This is a genomic window from Rhodovarius crocodyli (assembly GCF_004005855.1).
In the GTDB taxonomy this organism is placed as follows: Bacteria; Pseudomonadota; Alphaproteobacteria; order Acetobacterales; family Acetobacteraceae; genus Rhodovarius; species Rhodovarius crocodyli.
In genome coordinates this window covers 159,188-183,327 of sequence record NZ_SACL01000007.1, presented here as the reverse complement: position 1 = coordinate 183,327, position 24,140 = coordinate 159,188, and the positions used below count along the sequence as shown (strand labels likewise).

Below are 24,140 nucleotides of genomic sequence, written 5' to 3'. Positions count from 1 at the left end.
AGAAGCGACGCCGCACAGCAGGGGGAGGCCCATGGACACCGAAACAGCCGTGAACTGGCAGCAGGACGTCTTCGACGTGCTGAAGGCCGCGGGCGTGAAGCACATCGTCTATGTGCCCGATGCCGGGCATTCCACGGCCATCCGACTGGCCGAGGCCGACAGCGACATCCACTCCGTGGTGCTGACCACCGAGGAAGAGGGTATCGGCTACCTCGCCGGGGCCTGGCTGGGCGGTGAGCGCGGCGCGCTGCTGATGCAGTCCTCGGGCGTCGGCAACTGCATCAACACCCTGGCCCTGCCGGCCTGCGCGCGGTTTCCGCTGCTGATGGTGGTGACGATGCGCGGCGACTGGGCCGAGTTCAACCAGTGGCAGAACCCGATGGGCCAGGCCACCGAGCCCGCGCTGAAGCTGATGGGCGTGATGACCTGGCGCGCGGACCGGCCCGAACAGGTGCGCCCCCTGCTGGAGGGTGCGGCCACCATGGCCTTCAACGGCGACACCGCCTGCGCGGTGCTGCTGGGCCAGCAGCTGATCGGCAAGAAGGAGTGGGTGAAGTGAGCATCGGGGGACATCTGGACCGCCGCGCGGTCGTGACCGAGCTGCTGCGCGATCGCGGCGAGTTGGCGGTGGTGACGGGGCTCGGCTCGCCTTCCTATGACGTGATGGCCGCCGGCGACCATAAGCTGAACTACTATCTGTGGGCCGCCATGGGCAGCGCCGCGACGGTGGGGCTGGGCCTGGCCACCGCCCAGCCCGACCGCCCGGTGCTGGTAGTGACGGGCGACGGCGAGCAGATGATGGGGGTGGGGGCGCTGGCCACCATCGCGCTGCGCCGCCCGGCCAATCTCGGCATCATCGTGCTGGACAACGGCCATTTCGGTGAGACCGGCATGCAGCCCAGCCACGCCGGACAGGGCGTGGAGCTGGCGCGCGTGGCGGCCGCCTGCGGCTTTCCGCACAGCCAGGTGGTGACGGAGATGGACGACGTCCCTGCCCTGCGCGCCCGCATCCAGGCGCGCTCGGGCCTGTTCCTGGCGACCGTCAAGATCCGCGCGGAGAACCCGCCCCGCGCCCTGCCGCCGCGCGACGGCGTCTACATCAAGAACCGCTTCCGAGAGGCGCTGGGCTTCGCGCCCAACTGAGCCTCAGCCAGCGCGGCGGAGGCGATAGAGCCCGACATCGATCGCCCCCGCCCGGAAGCCGCCCTCGCAATAGGCGAGATAGTAGCGCCACAGCCGCTGGAAACGCTCATCCAGCCCCAGCCGCGTCACTTCCGGCAGCACGGCCAGGAAGCGTTCGTGCCACTCGGCCAGCGTCCGGGCATAGCTGTGGCCGAAGCGCTCCTCATGGTCCAGCACCAGCCCGGCCGTGGCGGCCTGCCGGTGCAGAATGCCCACCGTGGGCAGCATCCCGCCCGGGAAGATGTGGCGCTGGATGAAATCGGGCTGGCGGCGATAGGTGTCGAAACGCCGGTCCTCGATGGTGATGACCTGGATGACCGCGGTGCCGCCCCGCAGCAGCCGGTCATGCAGCATCTGGAAATAGGCGGGCCAATAGGCCTCGCCCACCGCCTCGAACATCTCGATCGAGACGATGCGGTCGAAGCGCTCCGTCACGTCGCGATAATCCTGCAGGCGCAGATCCGCGCGGGGCGCGAGGCCGCCCTTCTCCAGCCGGGCCTTCGCGTGGCCGAGCTGGGAGGGTGAGAGCGTGACGCCCGTCAGCCGCGCATCGCTCGTGGTCAGCAGCCGTTCCGCGAGCCCCCCCCAGCCGATGCCGATCTCCAGCACGCTGTCGCCGCCGCCGAGCTCCAGCAGCGCGATGGCGCGGTCCTGCTTGGCGGTCTGGGCCTCGTCCAGCGTGGTGTCGGCATCGCGGTAGATGCCGGAGGAATAGGACATGCCGGCATCGAGCCAGGAGGCGAAGAACTCATTGCCCAGGTCATAATGGGCGATGATGTTGCGCCGGCTGCCGGAGCGGTTGTTGGCGCGCAGCGCGTGCAGCAGCCGGTTCCACAGCCGTGCGGCCAGGTTGCCGCGCGCGGCGGTGTCCAGCGTCTCGCCGTTCACGGCGGCCAGCTCCACCAGCGTGGCCAGGTCCGGGCTCGACCAGTCGCCGTCGCCATAGGCCTCGGCGAAGGCGACGTCGCCGCCGAAGAACAGCCGCGACAGCGCCCGCCAGCGATGCAGGTTCAGCGCCGCTTCGGGCCCGGGCAAAGCCGCGCGGTGGTGCCACTGCCGGCCATCCGGGGTGGTGATGGTCAGCGCGCCATGATGCAGGCTGGCGCACAGCCGCGCGAAAAGCGCGCGGTGCAGCCGGCCATAGCGGCCTGCATCCGGCAGGGCTGCGGCATCCTGGACGGCATCGCTCATGATCGGCGCCTCTCACTCCGGACAGGCGCGGTGGGGGGCAGGCCGGGCGAGGCAACGGCGCGGCATGCCCACGCCATGCGCGGGCAGTCCAGCTCACAGAGGGGGCGCGCTGCGCCCCGTAACTCCGCCGTGCTCAGCCCTGCCCGCAAGTCATCCCCATGAATTCCCGCGCCGATTTGGACGGCATGCTAACAAGCAGGCCGCCCGCCCGGCAACGGGCGCGGGGTCACTGCTTCTCCACACCCCAGAACAGCGGGATGCTGGAGGGGATGAGGTTGCGGATATTGTTCCGCCATGCGGCAGGCGCAACGAACTGCCCCCACATCAGCGCGGGCGTGTTCTCGAAGGCGATGGCGGAGATCTGGCGGGCCAGATCCTGGCGCTCCGCATCGGTCTGCGCGCGCGGAAAGGCGGCAAACAGCGGCACCATGCGCTGGTCGCAGCTCCAGCCCGCATAGTCCACGCAATTGCCCGACAGGTAGAAATGCGTGGGCGGCGCGGCGAGATCGAAGCCCGAGGCCGTGACGCCGAACAGGTGCCAGCCCTCTCGCCGGCCGCGCCGGTTCAACAGCGTGCCCCAGTCCATCGCCTGCAGATCAACGTTGAAGCCCGCCTGGCGCATCAGATCGGCCGCGACGGCCGAGGAGACTCGCAGCGCCTCGAGATCCGTCGCCTGGAGAATCACGATGGGTTCGTTGTTGTAACGGGTGCGGCGCAACGCCTCCCGCGCGGCGGCCACGGAGGGGTTGGCCGCGATGCCGGCACCCTCGGTGTTCTCCAGCGGCGTGCCGCACATGAACCACGACACGCAGCCCGGCTGCACCAGCCGCTCGGGCAGGCCGAGCGCGGTCAGCACCGTTGACTGGTCGAACAGCCGCCACAGCACGCGGCGGATCTCGGGGTCGTTGAAGGGGGGTGCCGCGTGGTTCAGCCGGTAATAGCCCTGATAGGCGTTCATGCCGCCCGGCCCGTTCACGGTGATGCGGCGGTTGCGCTCCAGCACCTGGATCATGTCGAAGGAGGGGCTCTGGATATAGTCGATCTCGCCCGCCTGCAGGGCCGCGGCCGAGGTCGCGCCATCAGGCATCACGATCAGTTCCAGCCCCTCGATGTTCACCCGCTTGCCGCCGGCCAGGAAGTCCGCCGGTTCGTCGCGCGGCACGTAGCGCGGGTTGCGGTCCAGCACGATGCGGTCGCCGGGGCGATAGCGGTCGGCGCGGAACACGAAGGGGCCGGAACCCACGATCTCCGTCACGCGGCCGTCGCCGGCGGCGCGCGCGATGCGCTCGGGCATCATGAAGGGCACGGGGGTGTTGGGGCGGCCCAGTGCCTCCAGCACCAGGCCGAAGGGCTGCTTCAGCTTCAGCACGAAGCTGCGCGCGTCGGTGGCTTCGAGCGTATCGGTGGCCGCCGCCAGGAGCCGCCCCATGCCCGCGCGCGGCATCCAGCGCCGCAGCGAGGCCACGCAATCGGCCGCCGTCACCGGCGTGCCGTCATGCCACGTCAGGCCCGGGCGCAGGGTGAAGGTGTAGGTCATGCGGTCATCGGAAATGACCGTGTCCTGCACCATCTGCGGCCGCACCTCGCCATTGGCCGCGAGGCCGAACAGCGTGTCGTAGACCATGTAGCCGAAGGCGCGCGTGATGTAGGCGGAGGTGCCGTGCGGGTCGAGGGTGGCGACCTCCGCCTCCAGCACGGCGCGCAGCGGGGCGGCGCGGCCGGGCTGCGGCGCGAACGCCAGTAGGACCAGGGCCAGGGCGACAAAACGCGGTAACTTCATGCGGTTCTCCATCGGCGCCTGACGGCGCGGTGGTGCTGACCGTGTGCGCATTCCCTGATCCGAGGCTCGCATGGCAGGCCGGGGCTGGCTATGCGGCAAAGATGAAAGCTCGGTAGTGTGAGGGCGCGACAGAGGGGGTGACCTGGCGATGTGCGACACGATGGTGGCCCTGCCGCCCACGACCGCCACTGGCGGCGTGCTGTTCGCCAAGAACAGCGACCGTGAGCGCAACGAGGCGCAGTTCCTGCAGTTCCGCCCGGGCGCGCGGCATGCGCCGGGCCGCGTCCGCTGCAGCTATATCGAGATCGACGAGGCGCCCGAGACCCTGCCGGTGCTGCTCAGCCGCCCCTTCTGGTGCTGGGGGGCGGAGATCGGGGCCAATGCGGCGGGGGTGGTCATCGGCAATGAGGCGGTCTTCGCGCGCATCGCCCCCAACCGGGAACCCGCGCTGATCGGCATGGACCTGGTCCGGCTGGGGCTGGAGCGCGCCGCAACGGCCGAGGCCGCCGTGCAGGTCATGATCGACCTGCTGGAACGCCACGGCCAGGGCGGCGATTGCGGCCACCTGCATGAGCATTTCTACGACAACGCCTTCATGGTGGCCGACCGCACCGGCGCCTTCGTGCTGGAGACGGTGGGCCGCTTCTGGGCGGTGGAGCGCGTCTCCGGCGCGCGCGCCATTTCCAACGCGCTGTCGATCACGCCCGGCGGGGCATACCGCGCGAGCCCTGCCCTGCTGGCCGATGCCGGGGTGGGCAGCGCCGCCGAACTCGACATGACCGCCTATCTGGACGAGGAGCGCGACGCGCAATCGCGCGGCCGGCTGCGCTGCGCCCGCGCCACCGATGTGATGGCCGCCAAGGCGGGCCGGCTGGGGCGCGCGGACATGATGGCGCTGCTGCGCGACCACGGACCCGTCGGTGCGGGCTGGCACCCGGCCGATACGGTGGGCCGCACCATCTGCATGCATGCGGGCGGGCCGGACCGGCGCTCGGCCAGCGTGGCCTCGATGGTGGCGGAACTGCCGGCAGAGGGCGCGCCGCTGTTCTGGGTCACGGGCACCTCCGCCCCCTGCCTGTCGGTGTTCCGCCCGGTGCTGCCGGGCATGGCGCCGCCCGCCCATGGCCCGCGCCCCTCCGACCGGCGCGACCCCGCCAGCCTGTGGTGGCGGCATGAGGCGATGCACCGCGCGGCCGAATGCGGCGATTTCGCCGCCGTGCTGGCCGAGCTGGCGCCCGAGCGCGACGCGCTGGAGGCCCGCTTCGCCGAGCGCATGCGCGACGGCACCGTGGAAGCCATGGCCGAATGCTGGGCCGAGGCCGAAGCCTGGGAGGCCGGCTGGGCGAAGCGCGCCGTCCCGCCCCGGCTGGTGGCGGATGCACCCGAATGGCAGGCGCTGTCCGCCCTGGCAGAGGCGCCCAGCCGCCGCCTCAGCGCGGCCGGATAGTCTCCAGCACCTCCGCCACCGGCAGCACATCGGCGTATTTCGCCGCCATGTCATACAGGTTGGCGAAATGCGGGCTTTCATGCCGGTCGGCGGTGCATTCCTCCGGCACGATCATGCGATAGCCGCAGGAAAGCCCATCCACCACCGTGGCCCGCACACAGCCGGAAGTGGAGCCACCCGTGACCACCACCGTGTCGATGCCGTGGAAGGTCAGCAGGGAACGCAGGTTGGTCTCGAAGAAGGCGGAGGCCATGCGCTTGTTCATCACGATGTCGGCGGGCTCGCGCTCCAGCCTGGGGTCCAGCTCGGCGCGCGGGCTGCCCAGCTTGGTGTTCTGGAGCGCATCCGGCCCCTCGGCACGGGTGCCCCACACGCCGCAATCCTCGCCCGAGGGCAGATAGGCGACATAGGTCCAGACCACGGGCCAGCCGCGCGCGCGAAAAGCGGCGGCCAGGGCGTTCACGTATTCGATCTGGCGCGGGTCGGTCTCATAGGCGCGCGGGTAGGTCTCGGGCTGGGTGTAGGCGCATTGCAGGTCGATGTTCACCAGCGCCGCGCGCTGGCCGAAGCCGAAGCGGCGGGGCGGCGCGGCCTTCAGCGCCTCCCACATCTGCCGCGCGGTCTTGTTCTCCTCGATCATCAGGCGGCCAGGAACTCGTTCCACTTCTCGGTGTAGTAGCCCATGTTGGTGGGCCGCGTGTTCCAGGCATAGATCCGCGCCGCCCGCTCCTCGAAGGAGCCGCCGTCGCGCCCCACCCCGCCATAGAGGCTGGCCTGCAGATCGGCGGCCATGTGCGGCTTGTAGGTATCGACGGTGGAGTAGTAGCCGATCTTGCCCTGCTCCGCCCCGGCATAGCCGTCGAGCCAGAAGTTCAGATAGTCATAGGCGAGATCCAGGTTGCGGCAGGTGGCGCTGATCGCATGCCCGTTGCACCAGGCGCGATAGCCTTCCTTGGCCACGGCATAGCGCATGGGAATGCCCTTCGACGCCACCTCGATCACCACCGGCCACCAGGCATCGGCGATCCAGACCTCCTCCGAGGTCATGAGGTTCACCAGCTCCCCATAGGTGCGCCAGAAGGCGCGGAAATGGCCCTCGCGCTTCTTCTCCTTCAGGAAGTCGGTGACGGTATCGACCTCGGCATTGGTCAGGTTGGTGGGGTCTGCCGGGTTGATCAGGCCCAGCGCCTTCATGCCCAGCACCGCGTCCAGCATGCCCAGCCAGTCGATGGCATAGAGCCCGACCTTGCCGCGCCAGCGGGGGTTGAACAGCTCACCCCAGGACAGCTCGTTGTTCTCGGCCGGGATGTGGCGGGAGTTGTAGCCGATGCTGTCCATCTGGAAGAAGGCCGGGGAGAAGGTGACCTTCGTCTTGCCGGCATCGGCCCACATCATGGTGCCTGGGTTGGCGCCCAGCCCGATGGGGGCGGTGGGCGTGGCGCGTCCCTCCTGGAACAGCGGGTGCAGCTTGGACCAGTTGCGCAGGCGGCTGACATCGATGGGCTGGGTCAGCTGCTCACCGAAGCCGTATTGGGAGAACGGGGCGTCGGTGGTGATGACATCCACCGGCGCCGCCCGCACCCGGTCCATCCGCGCCTGGGTGGAGGGGTTCATCCAGGGCCTGACCCGCGCACCGCTCGTGCGCATGAACTCGCGCAGGATGGGCTCGCGCATCTCGATGGTGGCGCCGGCGAGCTGGATCTCCCGCGCCTGGGCCTGGGCGGGGCGGATCAGCGGGGCCGAGAGCCCGCCCACCAGCAGGGTGCGGCGGGCAACAATGCTGTTCATCGTTCCTGTCTCCTTGTCAGTGGGAAGGCCGACCGCGCAGGGCGCGCGACCGCAGCCAGAAGGCAAAGGTGCAGAGGAAGATCGCCACCAGCGACATCACCGTGGTGACGGTGCCGATGGCGTAGAGCTCGGGCGTGAGTTGCCGGTCGAGCTGCGCCATGACCGCGAGCGGCAGCGTGCCGTCGCTGCCGGCGGTGAACAGGGTGCGGGCATACTCGTCATAGGACAGCGAGAAGCCGAACAGCGCCGTGCCGATCACGCCGGGCAGGATGATGGGCCAGGTGATGCGCCGGAATGCCGTGACGCGCGTGGCGCCCAGCGTCAGTGCCGCTTCCTCCAGCCGCGGGTCGAAGCGGTTGAACACCGCCAGCATCGTCATGAAGCCGAAGGGCAGCGCCCAGCTGACATGCACGACATAGGCCGTGGTGTTCCACGCCCCCTCGATGCCCAGCAACCGGGTCAGGATGGCGAAGCCGAAGCCCACGAGAATGCCCGGCGCCATCAGCCCCAGCAGCAGCAGGTAGAAATACGCCCCGCTGCCGATGAACCGCCCGCGCATCGCCTGCGCCGCTGTGACCGAGAGCACCACCGTGGTCACCGAGCACCCCAGCGCCAGCAGGAAGCTGCGCAGCATGGGCGGCTTGAAGTCGTCGAACAGGTCGGCTTCCCACAGCTTGCGGTACCAGTGCAGCGAGACGCCGTTCATCGGGAAGGTGGTGCCGCCATTCTCTCCGGCAAAGGAGAGCAGGAACATGGTGAACATCGGCAGCCACTGGAACAGCAGGAAGCCGATGGTGACGATGCCGAGCAGCCAGGAGGTGAGGCGGGAGCGGGTTTTCCAGTGCATGGTCAGGCGCGCTCGGGGGCATTTCCCCCGGCCCCCCAGCAAGGGGCGCTGCCCCTTGCATCCCCGCCAGGAGCCGAAAGGCCCCTGGACCCCAGGAGTTTGGTGTCGCTCCTGCTAGGTGTGGCGCTAATTATCTTATAAATATCAATAAGAAACACGTTATCAGGATGTGGCGCCAATGGCTCGGGGTCCAGGGCCGCTACGGTCCTGGCGGGGGTCCAGGGGGCGGCGCCCCCTGGTCCGGGCGAAGCCCCGCCCCCCATCAACCGCCCACCTTCCGGATATCCACGATGCGCAGCGCCACCGCGACCCCCGCCAGCATCACCGCCATCAGCAGCACGGACACCACCGCCGTCGCCCGGATCTGCGAGCCCTCGTAGAACAGCAGAATCAGGTTCCCCAGGAAGGCCAGCTTGTTGCCGCCCACGGTGGTCACGGTGATGAAGTCCGCCAGCACGTTCAGGAACACCAGCACCTGCCCGATGACGATGCCCGGCAGGGTCAGCGGCAGGATGATGCGGCGGAACACGGTGAAGGGGCTGGCCTTCAGCGTCATCGCGGCCTCACGCAGGGCGGGCGGGATGCTGTTCAGCATGTAGACCACCGGCCCGCTGGCCAGCAGCGTATAAAGCGAGACCTGCGCCATCGACACGCCCAGGCGCGAGTAGAGGAAAGCCTGGATCGGCTGCTCGATGAGGCCCGCCGCCAGCAGCGCCTGGTTCAGCAGCCCGTTCACGCCCAGGAACGGCACGAAGGCGATGGCCCGGATCAGCGTGCTGGTCCAGAACGGGATGACGAAGGCCAGGAACAGCGCGGTGCGCCAGGCCGGGCTCGTCACCTTTACCGTCAGGAAATAGGCGATGCAGTAGCCCAGCACCCCGGTGATGCCCATGATCATCGCGGCCTGGGCCAGCGTATCCAGCATCAGCGCGCGATAGCTGCCGTTGGACAGGAAGCGCGCGTAATTGTCGAAGGTGATGGGGTTGTCGGGCGACACGCTCTGCCCGCCCCAGAGCGAGACCCACAGGATCAGAAGCGTGGGCAGCACGACGGCCGCCAGCATCCACAGCCCGGCCGGGACGGCCAGCCAATAGGCGGCGGCGGAACGGGGCCTGATGCTGCTCATGCGTGCAGCACCCCGTCCTCGGCCTTCCAGCCGAAGGTGACGAGCTCACCGGCGAAGACGCTCTGCGGCAGGGCGCCGAACTGGTCCCATTTGATGGTCGCACCCGAGCGGGTTTCCAGCACATGCCGGCGATAGGCCCCGAAATACTCGACCAGCGTGCAGCGCAGGCTGATGCGGTTGGGCAGTTCATCGGCCGCTGCCTCCTGCAGCCGCTCGGCCCGCACCGAGAAACTGACGGGGCTGCCGGCGGCCGGCACCGCGCGCCCGTTCAGCGGCACGGCAAAGCTGCCGTCCTCCGTGCGGATGTCGAGCAGGCCGTCGCGCGCGCCCTGGGCCTGGCCGCGCAGGATGTTGTTGCCCTGGATGAAGCCCGCCACGAAGGCGGTGCGCGGGCGGGACAGCACCTCCTCCGGCCTGCCCTGCTGCTCGATCCGCGCATGGTTCATGACCACCACCTGGTCACCCAGGGAGAACGCCTCGTTCTGGTCATGCGTCACCCAGATGAAGCTGATGCCGCTGCGCTTCTGCAGCGCCTTCAGCTCCAGCATCACCGTCTCACGCAGGGAGTAGTCGAGCGCGCCGATCGGCTCATCCAGCAGCAGGATGCGGGGCTCCGTGATCATGGCGCGAGCGAGGGCCACGCGCTGCTTCTGCCCGCCCGACAGCTGAGAGGGCCGGCGGTCGGCCAGATGCGCGATCTCGAAGGCGCCCAGAACCTCGGCCACGCGGCGCGTGATCTCGGCGCGGGGCTTCTTCTGCATCTCCAGCCCGAAGCCCACCTGCTTTGCCACGCTCATATGCGGGAACAGGGCGAAATCCTGGAACATCATCGCGATGTCGCGCTGCCAGGGCGGGTCGGCCGTCACCTCCCGCCCGCCGATCAGGATGTCGCCGCTGTCGGGCTCCTCCAGCCCGGCCACGCAGCGCAGGGTGGTGGTCTTGCCGCAGCCGGAGGGCCCGAGCAGGCAGACGAACTGCCCCTTCGGCACCTGGAGGGAAACGCCGTCCACGGCGGTAAAGCCGCCGTAGCGCTTGCGGATGTCGCGCAGCTCGAGGTCGAGCTGCGGCAGGGCTGCGGGCGCGGCCATCCGGTCAGGCCGCGGCCAGCACGTCCTGCCGGCTTTTCATCAGGGGCTGGATACGGGTGCCGAACTGCTCCATGCCGATCAGGAAGTCGTCGAAGGTCAGCATCACGCCCTCCAGGCCACGGATCGCCGCCAGTTCATCCATGTGTTTCGCGATGGTCTCGTAGGAGCCGATGAGGCGCAGCATGTTGGTGGGCACGCGGTCAGAGCGGACCATGCGGCCCACGGTGGAATGCGCCTCGGCCTTCACGTCGGCGCCCGCCTGCGCGTCGCGCCAGGCCAGGGCGTCCAGGTCCGTGCCCTCCACGTAATGCTGCCACTTGGCCATGGCGGCCTCATCGGTCTCGTCGGCGATGATCATCATCAGCAGCATCGCCTTGCAGTCCGCCCCCGCTGCCTCATTCGCCGCGATCAGCCGGTCGGTGTGCTGGCTGACCTGGGACACATCGTTGATGCCGCCCGCGCTGATGAAGTTGTAATCGGCATAGTCGGCCGCGAACTTCATGCCCCGGTTGGACTGCCCGGCGGAGATGATGTCGATCTTGCCCGGGGGAGTGGGGCTGACGCGGCAATCCTCCATCTGGAAGAAATCACCCTTGAAGTCCGACTTGCCGGTGGACCACAGGTCCTTCATCACCTGGACGTATTCGGAGCAATACTCATAGCGCTTGGCGAAGTAGTCCTCACCGGGCCAGATGCCCATCTGGACATATTCGGCCTTCTGCCAGCCCGAGACGATGTTCACCCCGAAACGGCCCTTGCTGATGCTGTCGATGGTGGCGGCCATGCGGGCGATGACGGGCGGCGGAATGGTCAGCACCGCCACCGAGGCGAACAGCTTGATGCGCGTGGTCACGGCCGCGAGGCCGGCCATCAGCGTGAAGCTCTCAAGGTTGTGGTCCCAATACTGGCTCTGCCCTCCGAAGCCGCGCAGCTTGATCATCGATAGCGCGAAGTCGAAGCCGAACTTCTCCGCCTTCAGCGTCACGTCGCGATTCAGCTCGAAGCTCGGCATGTACTGGGGCGACGTGGTCGAGATCAGCCAGCCATTGTTGCCGATGGGCAGGAACACACCGATCTTCATCATCACACCCCTTGCTGTTGCGGTGCAGCGTGGGGCGCGGATGACAGGGCCTCAATGCGAAAGAGCGCGAGGTGGCGGGTAAAGGCGGGTGCCCATGCGGGGATTGGGCAAAATTCCAGCAATGAGGCGCCTAATCCGGCGGCAGTGGGTCAGGGGCTTCGCCCCCGATACCCCCACCAGAGGGCCCTGCCCTCCGGACACCCGCCAGGACCGTAGCGGCCCTGGACCCCGGGGAGTTGGCGCCAAACCCTGAGAACGTTGATTTTAATAATAAAAATGGCGCCCCGCTTATCCAGCAAAAGCGCCAACTGATATCAGGTCCAGGAGATATTATCTCCTGGCGGGGTCCAGGGGCAGAGCCCCTGGTGGGGTCCGGGGCGAAGCCCTGGGCTCTCAGAACTCCTCCAGCAGCCTTCCGAAGCCTTCCATCTGCTGCGTGATCCCGTTGTGCCTCAGCGCGTGCCAGTAGGTGGCGGTGTTGATGGCAATCACGGGCTTGCCCAGCCACAGTTCCGCGGCGGCGGCCAGCTTCACCATGGACAGGTTGGTGCCCACCTGGATGATCGCGTCCACGTCGTCGCCGTCGATCATGCGCAGCACCTCGCGGCACTGGGCGGTGGTGATTTCCGCGATGCCGATCCAGCTGCGGGCCTGCATGCAGTGGTCACGCACCACCTCATAGCCCATGTCGGTGAAGTACCGCCGCACCTGCTCGTTGATGGCCGGCCAATAGGGGGACATGAAGGCGATGCGCTTCACCCCGCCATAGGCCTGCAGCGCCGCCGTGCAGGAGTGGCTGCCGATGGAGATGCCGACGCCGGAGCGGTCCTCCACCTGCTTCTGGAACAGGTCCGCGCCCTTCTTGCCGTCGAAGAAGGTCACGGCGGACATGCCCATCACCAGATAGTCGGGCTGGCTGGTCATCACGCTGTCCACCGCGGCCATCACATTGTCGCCGATCAGCCTGGTGCCCGCGACCGAGCTTTCGTTCGAGACGGCCGCCGAATTCGGCGTGAAGATCCGGCTGTAATGGTTGGTGACGCCATAGGGGCGCATCGCGTCGAAATCCGGCTGCACGATGGTGTTGGTGGAGGGACCGAGAACCCCGAACTTGCGCCGGAAACCGAGTGCGTCGCGCGACATGCCAATGCTCCGTGGGATGAATCCGGGCGGCAGCAAAACCGGAAAAAGGATTGCCCACAAGCGTTTGCACGGAACATTGCCAAGAATTGCGCAACGCCGTGTGCGCCAGTGCAAGACAAGCGCATCTGCCGCATTTTTGTGCGCCGCAAGGTGCAGCAATGCGGGAAACGCGGCCATCTCCATTTTGACAAACGATTGCGCGCCACGCGCTAATGGCGCGCCGTCTGACGGGCCTTTCCGCGCCCGCATGCAGCAAAAACTTGCACGCGCCGGGCCTGGCGCGCCACCAATCGGGATACCGCCGGAAAGGCGGGTTGAAGGGGCTTCTATGCGTCGTCGTGATCTGCCGGCCGCGGCCGGGCTGCTGTTGGCCTCCCTGGCGGGCACGGCCCGCGCCCAGGGCGATTACCCCAGCCGTCCGGTGCGCTTCATCGTGCCCGGCCCCGCCGGCGGCGCCGGAGACGTGCTGGGCCGCATCGTGATGGAGCGCTACGGCGCGCTGCTCGGCCAGTCCTTCCCGGTGGAGAACCGCGCCGGTGCGGGCACCAATATCGGCATGACCGCCCTCGCCCGCTCGGCGCCCGACGGCTACACGCTGGGGCTGTCCTCCATCGCGTCCAACGCGGTGAACAAGTGGATCTACCGCAACATGCCCTTCGACGCGGTGCGGGACTTCGCGCAGGTCGGCATGATCGCGGTGGTGCCGAACCTGGTGGTGATCCCCAACACCATTCCGGCGAACAACGTGCAGGAATTCATCGCGTGGGCGCGCGGCAAGGCTGTGTCCTACGGCTCGGTCGGCGCGGGTTCCTCCCAGCACCTGGCCGGCGCGCAATTCGCCCAGGCCTCTGGCATCGACCTGACACACATCGCCTACACGGGCTCTGGCTCCATGAACACGGACCTGATGGAGGGGCGCACCCAGATGCTGTTCCAGTCCATCTCGGCGGTGACGGAGCTGGTGCGCGCCGGCCGGCTGAAGGCCATCGCGGTGACCGGCCCCGAGCGCGTGCAGGCCTTCCCCGAGGTGCCGACCCTGCGTGAGCAGGGGCTCGACATCGTCTCCATGGGCTGGTTCGGCGTGCAGGCGCCGGCCGGCACGCCGGAACCCATCATCGCGAAGCTGGCGACCACCCTCACCTCCATCCTGCGTGAGCCGGACGTCCATGCCCGCATCCTGAACGGCGGGGCCGTGCCCACCATCATGACCCCCGAGGAAACCCGCGCCTTCATGGCCGCCGAGACCGCGCGCTGGCAGCCCGTGATCGCCGCCACCGGCCTCTCCGTGGACTGAGGGCGGTGGATTAGCGGCCGCTTCTGGCGTATCTCGCCGGGCATGAGCACGATCCGCCCCTCCGGTCGCCTGCCCGGCGCCCTCCGCACCCTGTCGATCGACACCAACTTCTCCAAGCATGCGGAGGGCTCGGCCCTGATCCGCATGGGCAACACCGAGGTGCTGGTGACGGCCAGCATCGAATCCAAGGTGCCCCCTTTCCTGCGCGGCAAGGGCGAGGGCTGGGTCACGGCCGAATACGGCATGCTGCCGCGTGCCACCCACACCCGCGGCGACCGTGAGGCCGCGCGCGGCAAGCAGTCCGGCCGCACCCAGGAAATCCAGCGCCTGATCGGCCGCGCGATGCGCGCCGTGGTGGACCGCAAGGCGATGGGCGAAATGTCCATCGTGATCGACTGCGACGTGCTGAACGCCGATGGCGGCACCCGCTGCGCCGCGATCTCGGGCGCCTGGGTGGCGCTGCACCTGGCGCTGCGCCATGCCATGAACAAGAACATCCTGGGCAGCATGCCGCTGACCGACCAGGTGGCCGCCGTTTCCTGCGGCATCTTCAAGGACACGGCCGTGCTCGACCTCGACTATGACGAGGACAGCAACGCGGGTGCCGACGCCAACTTCGTGCTGACCGGCAGCGGCGGCCTGGTGGAGGTGCAGGGCACCGCCGAGGGCGCGCCCTTCAGCGAGGCCCAGCTGCTGGACTTGCTGCGCCTGGCGCGCGAGGGCACGGCGCAGATCTTCGCCGCCCAGAAGAAGGCCGTCGGCATTGGCTGAAACCCGCCGCCTCGCGCCCGGCAGGCTGGTTCTGGCCAGCCACAATGCCGGCAAGCTGCGGGAGCTGAGCGCCCTGCTCGCCCCCCACGGCATCGAGGTGGTGAGCGCGGCGGAGCTGGACCTGCCCGAGCCCGAGGAGACCGGCACCACCTTCGAGGAAAACTCCGCCATCAAGGCGCTGGCGGCCGCCGAGGCCACCGGCCTGCCGGCGCTGGCGGATGACAGCGGGGTGATGATCGCGGCCCTGGGCGGGGCGCCCGGCGTCTATACGGCCGATTGGGCGATCACGCCCGCCGGCCGCGACTATGCCGCCGCCATGGCCCGGGTGGCCGAGGAAGCCGAGGGCAGCGACGACCGCCGCGCGGCCTTCGTCTCGGTGCTGGCGCTGGCCTGGCCGGACGGGCATGTGCAGCATTACCACGGGCGTTCGGACGGCAATTGGGTGTATCCACCGCGCGGGACGGGTGGGTTCGGCTACGACCCGATCTTTGTCCCGGAGGGCGATACGCGCACCTATGGCGAGATGACGCCGGAGGAAAAGGCGCGCACCAACCACCGGGCGCGGGCGTTTGCGCGCTTCGCGCAGGAGGCGCTCAAGGAGTAACGTTCTTCTTTTTCTGTAGAAGAAGAAGCAAGAATACTTTTATCAGCCTTGATCATGCATCGGCGAGGGACGCTTCGTCTCCCGCCCAAGATCCGAACACAGACTCACAAAAATTTTCGGTCTTTTTACATTTACTTCAATGCAGCCTGGGCTGTTTCAGGAAGTTCCGCCGGTCGGCTGAAACGGGCGTCAGGCTCAGCACCCGGTCATTGCGTTCCACCCGCAGCGGCACCGGCACCCCGGCATTGCCCAGCGCGCGGATCGACCGCCACAGCCCCACCAGGTCGGTCACATTCTCCTGGCCCACGGTCAGGATGCGGTCCTTGGTGCGCAGGCCGGCCTTCTCGGCAGGGGCGCCCTTGGTCACGCTGCCGACCGAGACGCCCTCCTCCTCCTCCACCGCCAGCATGCCCAGCCACGGGCGCGGCGGGTTGTCGCTGCGGCCCTGGCGCAGCAGCGCGGGCAGGATGGGGGTCAGTTCCTGGATCGGCACGACCATGTTCAGGTCCAGCCGCCGCCCGCCGCGCTCACCCTGCTGCAGGATCAGGGAGCCGATGCCGACCAGCCGCCCCTCCATGTTCAGGCAGGCCGTGCCGCCCCAATGGGGGTGGGCGGGGCTGGTGAACACCGCATCCTCCAGCAGGTATTCCCAATAGCCGGCGAAGGGCTGGCGAGAGGCCACCTGCCCCGCCACCGCCCGGCTGATCCCGCCCGAGGCGCCCAGCACCATGGCATCATTGGCCTTGAGCGCCGTGCTGTCGCCGAATTCCAGCGGTGAGATGCCGTCCAGCGTGCCCAGCGACTGCACCAGCGCGAAGCCGGTGTCGGTGTCCATGGCCAGGCAATGGCCCTGCACCACGCGCCCGTTGTTCGCGGTCAGCCAGATGGTCTCCGATTCCATCACCAGATAGCCGATGGTCAGGAACAGGCCCTTGGCGTCGATCAGCACCGCGCTGCCCTCGCGCTCCGTCCCCAGAGAATTGGCGGAGAAGGCGTCGGGCGGCACCAGCGCCTTGAGGGCCACGACCGCATCCAGCTTCGCCCGCAGGTCGAAGCCGTAATCGGCCGGGTCGGGCTGCAGGGCGGAGGGGACTTCCCAGTCGTCGTCTGACATGCGGGCCAGAATACTCGCCCTCTCAGGATGCGAAAGCGGGGGCGACCGGTGCCGAACACAATCCGGCCTGTTCCAGCACCCGGGCGGCGCGGAACAGCACGTCCTCCTGCCAGGGGCGGCCGATCAGCTGCACGCCGATGGGCATGGCACCTTCCGCATTCTGGATCGGCACCGTGACGACCGGCAGGCCGATTCCGCTGATGGGCTGGGTGTAGAGGCCCATGGAAGGACGCAGCGGCATGCGCACGCCGTCCAGCACCAGCTCCTCCTGGCCGATCGGGGTGGCGACGGTGGGGGTGGCGGGCGCGATCAGGATGTCGAATTCGCGCTGGATCGCGGCCATCGCGTCGCGGCCGGCGGCGCGCACGCGCTGGGCATGGTTCACCCAGGCGGCGGGCAGCAGGCTGCCGGCCAGCAGTCGGTCCTGGGTCAGCGGCTCGAAATCCTCATACTGGGTGCGCAGTTCCGGCAGGTGCAGCGCACCGCCCTCGGAAGAAGTGATGAGGAAGGCGGCCGCCCGCACGGCCTCCGCCATGGACCAGCTGACGGTGGCGGTGGCGCCCAGCGCCTGGGCCACCGATGCCACGGCGCCACGGGCGGCATCCGTCATCGGCCCCTCGAACCAGCCGCCCAGCTTCGCGATGTTCAGCCCGGCAATGCCGCCGCCCAGCCCCGGCAGCACCGGGTCGACACCCTTGGCCAGCTGGCAGCTGTCCATCGGGTCGGGCCCCTGCAGCACGTCATAGATCTCGGCCAGCCGCGTCGCGCTGCGCGCGAAGGGGCCCACATGGTCCAGCGATGCCACGAACGGCACCGAACCCGTGCGCGGCAGCCGCCCATAGGTGGGCTTGATGCCGAAGATCCCGTTCAGGGAGGACGGCACGCGGATGGAGCCGTTGGTGTCGGTGCCGAGGCTCGCCTCCACCATGCCGGCCGCGACCGCGGCACCCGAGCCGCCGGAGCTGCCGCCCGCGATGCGCGTCAGGTCATGCGGGTTGTGGCAGGCGCCGTCATGGCTGTTCTCGGTCGTGAAGCCATAGGCGAACTCATCCATGTTCAGTGCGCCGACGCAGACGGCACCCGCCGCTTCCAGGCGGCGGATCAGGATGCAGTCCTCGGCGGCGGGCGCCGCGGATTTGCGGATCTTGCTGCCGGCGGTGGTCGGGATGCCCGCGATGTCGAACAGGTTCTTGGCGGCGAAGACCAGGCCCGCCAGCGGCGCGTCGGGCGCCACCTTGGCGGCGCGCGCCAGGGCGCGTTCGGCCAGCACGGCGGTGAAGGCATTGACGCGGGCATTGTCGCGCTCGATGCGCGCCAGGGCGGCCTGGACGTTCTCGACGGCACTCATGGGCGCGACACTCCGGGATCGAAGACGGGTGCGGGCTCGACATCCTCCGCGACCGCATGCTCCAGCGCCGGCGCGCCGATCTTCACCACCAGGGCCAGCGCCGCCGCCACGCGCGCCTGGCGCTCGGGCGGCAGGGTCAGGCCCACGGCCGGGGCCATGGCGGCGACATAGGCCGCGGGATCAAAGGTCTTGGCGTCGATCATTCCTGCCTTGTCGCATGGCAGCGGCCGGGGTGTCATGCCGCATCGGGGCGCATGGACGGGCGCGCGCGCGGCGATCTGCGCATCCCGGGGGCAGTGTGCATCGCAGCCGTGCCGGGGCACACTCCGCCCCGCAAACGGGAGACGACGCGATGCATGATGTGGTGATCCGCAACGGCCTGGTGGCCAGCGCCTTCGGGGCCATCCGCTGCGATGTCGGCATCCGGGACGGGCGCATCGCGACGCTGGCCGAATCAATCCCCGACGGGGCGCAGGTGCTGGATGCCAAGGGCCTGCTGGTGCTGCCCGGCGGCGTGGACAGCCATTGCCACATCGAGGAACCCCGCCCCAATGGCAGCATCGCGGAGGAAAGCTTCCTCACCGCCTCGGCGGCGGCGTTTGCCGGCGGCACCACCACCACCGTCAGCTTCATCCCGCAATGGAAGGGCCACGGCGTGTGGGAACGCTTCGTGGACTACAAGGCCCGCGCCGCGACCGGCATGGTCGACCACGCCTTCCACCAGATCATCAGCGACCCCACCGACCAGGTGCTGGAGGAGGAAATCCCCAGGCTGGTCGCCGAGGGCGTGCGCAGCCTCAAGGTATTCCTCACCTACGACAACGTGCATGTGGACGATCGCGGCTTCATCCGCGTGCTGGAGACCGCGCGCAAGCACGGCTGCCTGGTCACCGTCCATTGCGAGAATTACGACGCCATCCGCTGGCGCACCGAGCGCCTGCTGGCCGCCGGCCTGACCGCGCCCGAATACCACGCCTGGTCCCGCCCCACCGTGGTGGAGCGCGAGGCCACCCACCGCGCCATCGCCCTGGCGGAGCTGGTGGACCAGCCGATCCAGGTCTTCCATGTCAGCTGCGCCGAGGCGGCGGAGGAAATCGCCCGCGCCCAGGCCCGTGGCCTGAAGGTGTGGGGCGAGACCTGCCCGCAATACTTCACCGTGACGGCCCGCCACATGGAGGGGCCGGAGGGCGCGAACTTCATGTGCAGCCCCGCGCCCCGCGATGAGGCCGAGCACGCCAACATCTGGGAAGCGATCCGCCGCGGCACGCTGGATGTGGTCAGCAGCGACCACGCGGCCTCCTCGCGCGCGTTCAAGGTGGGGGCCGATTTCTCCACCATCCCGAACGGGCTGCCGGGCCTGGCCGCCCGTCTGCCGGTGCTGTTCCATGAGGGCGTGACCAAGGGCCGCATCAGCGTGGAGCACTTCGCGCGGCTGGTATCCACCAACCCGGCCAGGCTGATGGGTCTGTACCCGAAAAAGGGCGTGATCGCGCCCGGCAGCGACGCCGACGTCATCCTGTGGGACCCGAAGCGGGAAGTGACCATCACCCAGTCCCTGATGCACCACGCCGTGGACTACACCCCCTTCGAGGGCATGCGCGTCACCGGCTGGCCGGTGGCCACCCTGCGGCGCGGTGAGGTGGTGATGCGCGAGGGCGAGATCACCGGCCGTGCCGGGGGCGGCCAGTATCAGCCCCGCGCCCGCTATGAGATGGCAAGCCCGCGCGGCATCACGCCCAACGGGTTCGGGGCCTGATCACGGGCGCGTTAGGCGCCTGTTTATGACAACTCCGCCATCTAGGCCTCCTGCAATTCTTTGGAGGCCTTCGCGATGCGCATCCGCACGCTGTTCCTGGTCGGTTTCTGCGCGGTCGGGCTGCCGGGGGTCGCGGCCTCTCTGGTGGCGGCGACCAACGCCTATCAAGCCTGGCAATCCGCCCGGCAGGCGGCGGTCGACACCAACGCCATCAGCCTGCTGCAGCGCGCGCAGACGGCGCTGATCCTGGAGGTCGGGCAGTATACCAGCTCGGTCAGCAACCCCGCGCCGGACCTGCCGGTGCTGCGCGCGCCGCGCCCGAACGCCGACCGCCTGCTCGCCCGCCTGCAGGAGGTGATGCCCGCCTCCTCGCTGGGCGCGCAGAGCGCGGCCGTGCCCGCCGGCATCGTGGGGGAGCTGACGCGCCTGCGCCAGCGCGCCGATGAGGCATTCGCCAGGCCGCTGGACCAGCGCGACCCGCGCCTCAGCACCGACCTGGCCCGCGCCCGGACGGAGCTGGTGGGGCGCCTCGTCACCCCCGCCGCCGAAGTCGCGCGCCTGCTGACCGACAGCCAGCCGGATGTGGCGCCGATGATGGAGATCTCCTCCTCCGTCATGGACCATCGCGACCGCTCCGGCCGTGCCACGGTGCTGCTGTTCCGCTGGATCGAGGGCCAGCCCGTCGCCTGGGCGGAGTTCAGCGCGGCGCTGCAGCATCTGGGCCGCATGGCCCAGGCCTCGGAGACCGCGCGACGGCTGATCGCGACCATCGGCAACAACGCCGCCCTGGATGCCGCCGCCGTGGCCTATGCCGCCAAGAGCGAGGAGCTGCAGACGCGGCTGATGGCGCTGATCACGCCGGCCGCCGCGCATCTGGGCCGCGCCGCCCCGGCCGGCACTTGGGACCAGTCCAGCAACGAGATCCGCCGCTGGAGCGCCCCCGCCCAGGCAGCCCTGCTGGACATGCGCGATGTCGCCCTGGATGAGGCGGTGGCGCTCGTCGCCGCCAACTCACGCCAGGCGGGCAGCACGCTGGTGGTGGCGCTGGCCATGCTGGCCGTGACGACGCTGATGATCCTGGGCAGCCTGTGGTTCCTGCTGCGGCGGCTGGTGCAGCCGATGCGCGCGCTGACCGATACGGTAGGCGAGATCGCCAATGGCCGCCTGGAAGTGACGGTGCCCGGCACGCATCGCCCCGATGAGCTGGGCGAGATGGCGCGCGCCGTGGGCACGCTGCGCGACCGCTCCGCCGAAGCCGACCGCCTTGCTGCCGCGCAGGAGGTGGAGCGCCAGTCCAAGGAGAAGCGTGCGGAGCAGCTTTCCAGCCTGGTGCGCGGCTTCGAGGGGCAGATCGGGGAGCTGACGGGCATGCTGTCCTCCGCCTCGACCGAGCTGGAGGCGACCGCGCGTTCCATGACCGGCACCGCCGCCAGCACCAATGAGCAGGCCGGCGCCGTGGTGGGTGCCGCCAGCCAGGCCAGCGAGGGCGTGCAGGTGGTGGCCGCTGCTGCCGAGCAGCTGAGCGCCTCCATCCAGGAGATCAGCCGCCAGGTCGCGCATGCGTCCTCTGCGGCCAGCCAGGCGGTCTCTGACGCGCGCGCCACCGACGAGACGGTGCAGGCCCTGGCCCATGGCGCGCAGAAGATCGGCGACGTGGTGCGGCTGATCACCGACATCGCGGGCCAGACCAACCTGCTGGCGCTGAACGCGACCATCGAGGCGGCGCGCGCGGGCGAGGCCGGCAAGGGCTTCGCGGTGGTGGCCAGCGAGGTGAAGAACCTGGCGAGCCAGACGGCGAAGGCGACGGAGGAGATCGGGGGGCAGATCGCCTCGATCCAGGCCGCGACCCAGCAGGCGGTGAGCGCGATCGGGGGCATCGGCAAGCGGATCGAGGAAGTGAGCCAGATCGCGGTGGCGATCGCGGCGGCGGTGGAGGAGCAGAGCACGGCGACGGGCGAGATCGCGCGCACGGTGCAGCGCACGGCCGATGCGACGGATGCGGTGAGCCGGAACATCGCGGCGGTGAGCCAGGGCTCTGGCGAGACCGGGGCGGCGGCGGCGCAGGTGCTGGGGGCTGCATCGGAACTGGCGCGGCAGTCGGAGGTGCTGACGAAGACCGTGGGCGGGTTCGTGCAGGATGTGAGGGCGGCTTAGTCAGGGGCTTTGCCCCCGACACCCCCACCAGGAGATAATATCTCCTGGACCTGATAGGAGTTTGGCGCCCCATCTTCGCAGGTGGGGCGCCAATTTTATTATTAAAATCAACGAAATCAGGGTGGGGCGCCAACTCCCCGGGGTCCAGGGCCGCTACGGTCCTGGCGGGGTTGTCAGGGGCAGCGCCCCTGACTGGGGGCCGGGGGCAACGCCCCCCCCTTCCTCAATGCCCCGGATTCTTAGCCGCGAAGGCCGCCTTCTGCTCCGGGGTCGCTTCCTTCTGATGCGCGGCCTGCCATTCCTTATAGGGCATGCCGTAGATCACTTCGCGTGCCGCCGGCGTTTCCAGCGCCACACCCTCATCGGCCGCGGCTTCCTGGTACCAGCGGCTCATGCAGTTCCGGCAGAAATCCGCCAGGTTCATCAGCTCGATGTTCTGCACCTCGTTGTCGCGCAGGTGCTGCACCAGCTTGCGGAAGGCGGCCGCCTCGATGCGGTCGCGCTGTTCCGGGGAAAGCTCGGCGGCGGCGCCGAGGGTCAGGTCCGCCTGGGGCTGGGGTGCGGGCATGGTGTGGCCTCCGTCTGTCCTGCCCTCGGTATGGGGTGCGCCGCCGCGGCTATCAAGCGTTGGCGCCCCTGATGGCGGCGACGACGGCGGCCGTCACCTCGGCGGTGTTGGCGGTGCCGCCCACATCGGCCGTCATGATGCCGGAGGCGCAGACCTGCTCCACCGCCACCATCAGGGATGCGGCGGCGGCAGGCTCACCCAGATGTTCCAGCATCATCGCGGCCGTCCAGAAGGTCGCGACCGGGTTGGCCACGCCCTTGCCCGCGATGTCGAAGGCGCTTCCGTGGATGGGCTCGAACATCGAGGGGAAGCGGCGGTCGGGCTCCAGGTTGGCGGTGGGCGCCACACCCAGGGACCCGGCGACGGCACCCGCCAGGTCCGACAGGATGTCGGCGTGCAGGTTGGTGGCGACGACGGTGTCGATGCTGCCCGGCTTGCGCACCATGCGGGCGGCCATGGCGTCCACCAGCTCCTTCTCCCAGGTCACGTCGGGGAATTCGCGGGCGACCTCGGCCGCGATCTCGTCCCAGAACACCATGCCGTGCTTCTGCGCGTTGGACTTGGTGACGACGGTCAGCAGCTTGCGCGGTCGGGACTGCGCGATGCGGAAGGCGGTGCGCATGATCCGGGTGACGCCGGCGCGGGTGAAGATGGCGGTCTCGGTCGCCACTTCCTCGGGATGGCCGCGATGGGCGCGCCCGCCATGGCCGGCATATTCGCCCTCGGAGTTCTCACGCACGATCACCCAGTCGATGTCGCCCGGCTCCACGGCACGCAGCGGGCTGGTCAGGCCCGGCAGCACGCGGGTGGGGCGGATGTTGGCGTATTGGTCGAAGCCCTGGCAGATCTTGAGCCGCAGGCCCCACAGGGTGATGTCGTCGGGCAGATGGGCGTCGCCGACGGCGCCGAAGAAGATGGAGTCGAAGGGCTTCAGCGTCTCCAGCCCGTCCTCCGGCATCATTTTCCCGTTGGCGCGGTAATAGTCGCTGCCCCAGGGGAATTCCTCGACATCCAGGGCGAAACCCTGACGATCCGCGATGGCGCGCAGCACATCGAGGCCGGCGGGGATGACTTCCTGGCCAATTCCGTCGCCGGCAATGGCGGCAATGCGATAGCGGCGCATGGGGTGCTCCTGTTACATGGAAGGATGGATGGAACGATGCACACGGCCTCGGGCCCTGAGGGCGAGAAGCCGAAGGAAAGTCTGGGTGCGGCGGCCTATGCGGCGCTGAAGCGCGAGATCCTGGACGGCAGCCTGCCGCCCGGCACCACGCTGAGCGAGCCGGAGCTTGCCGCGCGCCTGGCCATGAGCCGCACCCCCGTGCATGAGGCCGTGCTGCGCCTGCAGGCCGAGGGGCTGCTGCGCGTGCTGTCCAAGCGCGGCGTGCTGGTGGTGCCGCTGTCGCGCAACGACGTGTCCGATGTGTATGAGGTGCTGGTGGCGCTGGAGGCGGCGGCCGCCGCCCGCCTCTCCCGCCGCCGCGCCGAGGGCGTGCTGGCGGAACTGCGCGCGCTGACCGCCGAGATGGAGCAGGCCATCGCCGATGGCAGGCGCCAGGACTGGGCCGTGGCCGACGACGCCTTCCACCGGCTGATCCTTGAGGCCTGCGGCAATGCCCGGCTGGCGGCGAGCGCCGCGAACGCGCTGGACCATGCGGCGCGGGCGCGGATGCTGACCATCGGCGGGCGCGGCAACCTCGCGGCCTCGACCGCCGAGCACTGGGCCATCATCGGCGCGCTGGAGAGTGCGGACGCGGAGGCGGCGCGCCACAGCGTCAGCGCCCATCGCGCCCGCGCGCTGAGGGAGATGCTGCCGCTGTTGCCGTGACCGGCCGGTGGCGCTCGCCGAAACTTGCAT

The 24,140-nt window shown here is 69.2% G+C and carries 23 protein-coding genes; 9 read left to right on the top strand and 14 right to left on the bottom strand.

The genetic code is table 11. The annotated features are described in order from the left end of the window. Positions 1-31 precede the first annotated feature (31 nt). The gene (locus EOD42_RS18885; protein ID WP_127789133.1) at positions 32-559 is read left to right on the top strand and encodes a thiamine pyrophosphate-binding protein; all 528 of its coding nucleotides are present in this window, start codon (positions 32-34) and stop codon (positions 557-559) included. Next, positions 556-1,143: a thiamine pyrophosphate-dependent enzyme gene (locus tag EOD42_RS18880; protein ID WP_206020398.1), complete on the top strand. Its 588-nt coding sequence runs from the start codon at positions 556-558 to the stop codon at positions 1,141-1,143. Before EOD42_RS18885 ends, EOD42_RS18880 begins: the two co-directional genes overlap by 4 nt. A gap of 3 nt (positions 1,144-1,146) precedes the next feature. On the opposite strand, the gene EOD42_RS18875 is transcribed toward EOD42_RS18880, so the two are convergent. Together EOD42_RS18875 and EOD42_RS18870 are read right to left on the bottom strand one after the other, a co-directional pair. Beyond that, a complete protein-coding gene (locus EOD42_RS18875; protein ID WP_127789131.1) occupies positions 1,147-2,373 on the bottom strand; it encodes an SAM-dependent methyltransferase in 1,227 nt (408 codons plus the stop codon). A gap of 226 nt (positions 2,374-2,599) precedes the next feature. Continuing rightward, positions 2,600-4,153 carry an ABC transporter substrate-binding protein gene (locus tag EOD42_RS18870; RefSeq protein WP_127789130.1) on the bottom strand — a complete coding sequence of 518 codons (1,554 nt, stop codon included), beginning with the start codon at positions 4,151-4,153 and terminating at the stop codon, positions 2,600-2,602. Positions 4,154-4,301: 148 nt separating this feature from the next. Here EOD42_RS18870 and EOD42_RS18865 point away from each other — a divergent pair, with 148 nt between their 5' ends. Beyond that, entirely contained in the window at positions 4,302-5,600 is a 1,299-nt protein-coding gene (locus EOD42_RS18865; protein WP_127789129.1) for a peptidase C69 family protein, read from the top strand. Here the strand turns inward: EOD42_RS18865 and EOD42_RS18860 are convergent. The 7 genes from EOD42_RS18860 to EOD42_RS18830 form a co-directional block, all read right to left on the bottom strand. Beyond that, on the bottom strand, positions 5,584-6,240 hold the full coding sequence (locus EOD42_RS18860) for an isochorismatase family protein (RefSeq protein ID WP_127789128.1): 657 nt from the start codon (positions 6,238-6,240) through the stop codon (positions 5,584-5,586). The two genes, EOD42_RS18865 and EOD42_RS18860, sit on opposite strands and share 17 nt — an antisense overlap. Next, positions 6,240-7,388 carry an ABC transporter substrate-binding protein gene (locus EOD42_RS18855; protein WP_127789127.1) on the bottom strand — a complete coding sequence of 383 codons (1,149 nt, stop codon included), beginning with the start codon at positions 7,386-7,388 and terminating at the stop codon, positions 6,240-6,242. The genes EOD42_RS18860 and EOD42_RS18855 overlap by 1 nt, the downstream gene beginning before the upstream one ends. Positions 7,389-7,404: 16 nt before the next feature. After that, positions 7,405-8,235 (bottom strand): ABC transporter permease, encoded by an 831-nt coding sequence (locus EOD42_RS18850; protein WP_127789126.1) that lies wholly within the window; start codon positions 8,233-8,235, stop codon positions 7,405-7,407. A gap of 262 nt (positions 8,236-8,497) precedes the next feature. After that, positions 8,498-9,361 carry an ABC transporter permease gene (locus EOD42_RS26530; protein ID WP_127789125.1) on the bottom strand — a complete coding sequence of 288 codons (864 nt, stop codon included), beginning with the start codon at positions 9,359-9,361 and terminating at the stop codon, positions 8,498-8,500. Then, the gene (locus EOD42_RS18840; RefSeq protein ID WP_127789124.1) at positions 9,358-10,449 is read right to left on the bottom strand and encodes an ABC transporter ATP-binding protein; all 1,092 of its coding nucleotides are present in this window, start codon (positions 10,447-10,449) and stop codon (positions 9,358-9,360) included. The genes EOD42_RS26530 and EOD42_RS18840 overlap by 4 nt, the downstream gene beginning before the upstream one ends. A 4-nt stretch (positions 10,450-10,453) precedes the next feature. After that, a complete protein-coding gene (rutA, locus tag EOD42_RS18835) occupies positions 10,454-11,533 on the bottom strand; it encodes a pyrimidine utilization protein A (RefSeq protein WP_240655210.1) in 1,080 nt (359 codons plus the stop codon). 390 nt (positions 11,534-11,923) lie between these two features. Continuing rightward, complete coding sequence (locus tag EOD42_RS18830) at positions 11,924-12,673, bottom strand: maleate cis-trans isomerase family protein (protein ID WP_127789123.1); 750 nt, start codon at positions 12,671-12,673, stop codon at positions 11,924-11,926. Positions 12,674-13,001: 328 nt separating this feature from the next. Between EOD42_RS18830 and EOD42_RS18825 the strand changes: the two genes are divergently transcribed. Genes EOD42_RS18825 through rdgB form a run of 3 tightly spaced genes read left to right on the top strand, consistent with a single transcriptional unit; the run spans position 13,002 to position 15,342 of the window. After that, positions 13,002-13,967, top strand: a complete 966-nt coding sequence (locus tag EOD42_RS18825) for a Bug family tripartite tricarboxylate transporter substrate binding protein (protein WP_164868017.1) — start codon at positions 13,002-13,004, stop codon at positions 13,965-13,967. Between the two features lie 51 nt (positions 13,968-14,018). After that, positions 14,019-14,738 (top strand): ribonuclease PH, encoded by a 720-nt coding sequence (gene rph, locus EOD42_RS18820; RefSeq protein WP_127789208.1) that lies wholly within the window; start codon positions 14,019-14,021, stop codon positions 14,736-14,738. Further along, complete coding sequence (gene rdgB / locus EOD42_RS18815) at positions 14,731-15,342, top strand: RdgB/HAM1 family non-canonical purine NTP pyrophosphatase (RefSeq protein ID WP_127789121.1); 612 nt, start codon at positions 14,731-14,733, stop codon at positions 15,340-15,342. The genes rph and rdgB overlap by 8 nt, the downstream gene beginning before the upstream one ends. 136 nt (positions 15,343-15,478) lie before the next feature. Here rdgB and EOD42_RS18810 read toward each other — a convergent pair whose 3' ends face one another. From EOD42_RS18810 to EOD42_RS18800, 3 genes are read right to left on the bottom strand one after another with little or no spacing between them, the layout of a single operon-like run. Further along, a complete protein-coding gene (locus EOD42_RS18810) occupies positions 15,479-16,456 on the bottom strand; it encodes a S1C family serine protease (RefSeq protein WP_127789120.1) in 978 nt (325 codons plus the stop codon). A gap of 22 nt (positions 16,457-16,478) precedes the next feature. Beyond that, positions 16,479-17,804, bottom strand: a complete 1,326-nt coding sequence (locus EOD42_RS18805; RefSeq protein WP_127789119.1) for an AtzE family amidohydrolase — start codon at positions 17,802-17,804, stop codon at positions 16,479-16,481. Further along, positions 17,801-18,007, bottom strand: coding sequence for an AtzG-like protein (locus tag EOD42_RS18800; RefSeq protein WP_164868016.1), 207 nt, complete (start codon positions 18,005-18,007; stop codon positions 17,801-17,803). Before EOD42_RS18800 ends, EOD42_RS18805 begins: the two co-directional genes overlap by 4 nt. 14 nt (positions 18,008-18,021) lie before the next feature. Between EOD42_RS18800 and hydA the strand changes: the two genes are divergently transcribed. Beyond that, positions 18,022-19,560 carry a dihydropyrimidinase gene (hydA, locus tag EOD42_RS18795; RefSeq protein ID WP_127789117.1) on the top strand — a complete coding sequence of 513 codons (1,539 nt, stop codon included), beginning with the start codon at positions 18,022-18,024 and terminating at the stop codon, positions 19,558-19,560. A gap of 75 nt (positions 19,561-19,635) precedes the next feature. Next, positions 19,636-21,714: a methyl-accepting chemotaxis protein gene (locus tag EOD42_RS18790; RefSeq protein ID WP_127789116.1), complete on the top strand. Its 2,079-nt coding sequence runs from the start codon at positions 19,636-19,638 to the stop codon at positions 21,712-21,714. A 223-nt stretch (positions 21,715-21,937) separates the two neighbouring features. Here the strand turns inward: EOD42_RS18790 and EOD42_RS18785 are convergent, their stop codons facing one another. Both EOD42_RS18785 and EOD42_RS18780 read right to left on the bottom strand, forming a co-directional pair. Beyond that, positions 21,938-22,282 carry a DUF1244 domain-containing protein gene (locus EOD42_RS18785; protein WP_127789115.1) on the bottom strand — a complete coding sequence of 115 codons (345 nt, stop codon included), beginning with the start codon at positions 22,280-22,282 and terminating at the stop codon, positions 21,938-21,940. A gap of 52 nt (positions 22,283-22,334) precedes the next feature. After that, complete coding sequence (locus tag EOD42_RS18780; protein ID WP_127789114.1) at positions 22,335-23,405, bottom strand: tartrate dehydrogenase; 1,071 nt, start codon at positions 23,403-23,405, stop codon at positions 22,335-22,337. A 36-nt stretch (positions 23,406-23,441) separates the two neighbouring features. On the opposite strand from EOD42_RS18780, the gene EOD42_RS18775 reads away from it, so the two are divergent. Continuing rightward, positions 23,442-24,110 carry a GntR family transcriptional regulator gene (locus EOD42_RS18775; protein WP_164868015.1) on the top strand — a complete coding sequence of 223 codons (669 nt, stop codon included), beginning with the start codon at positions 23,442-23,444 and terminating at the stop codon, positions 24,108-24,110. Positions 24,111-24,140: the final 30 nt, after the last annotated feature.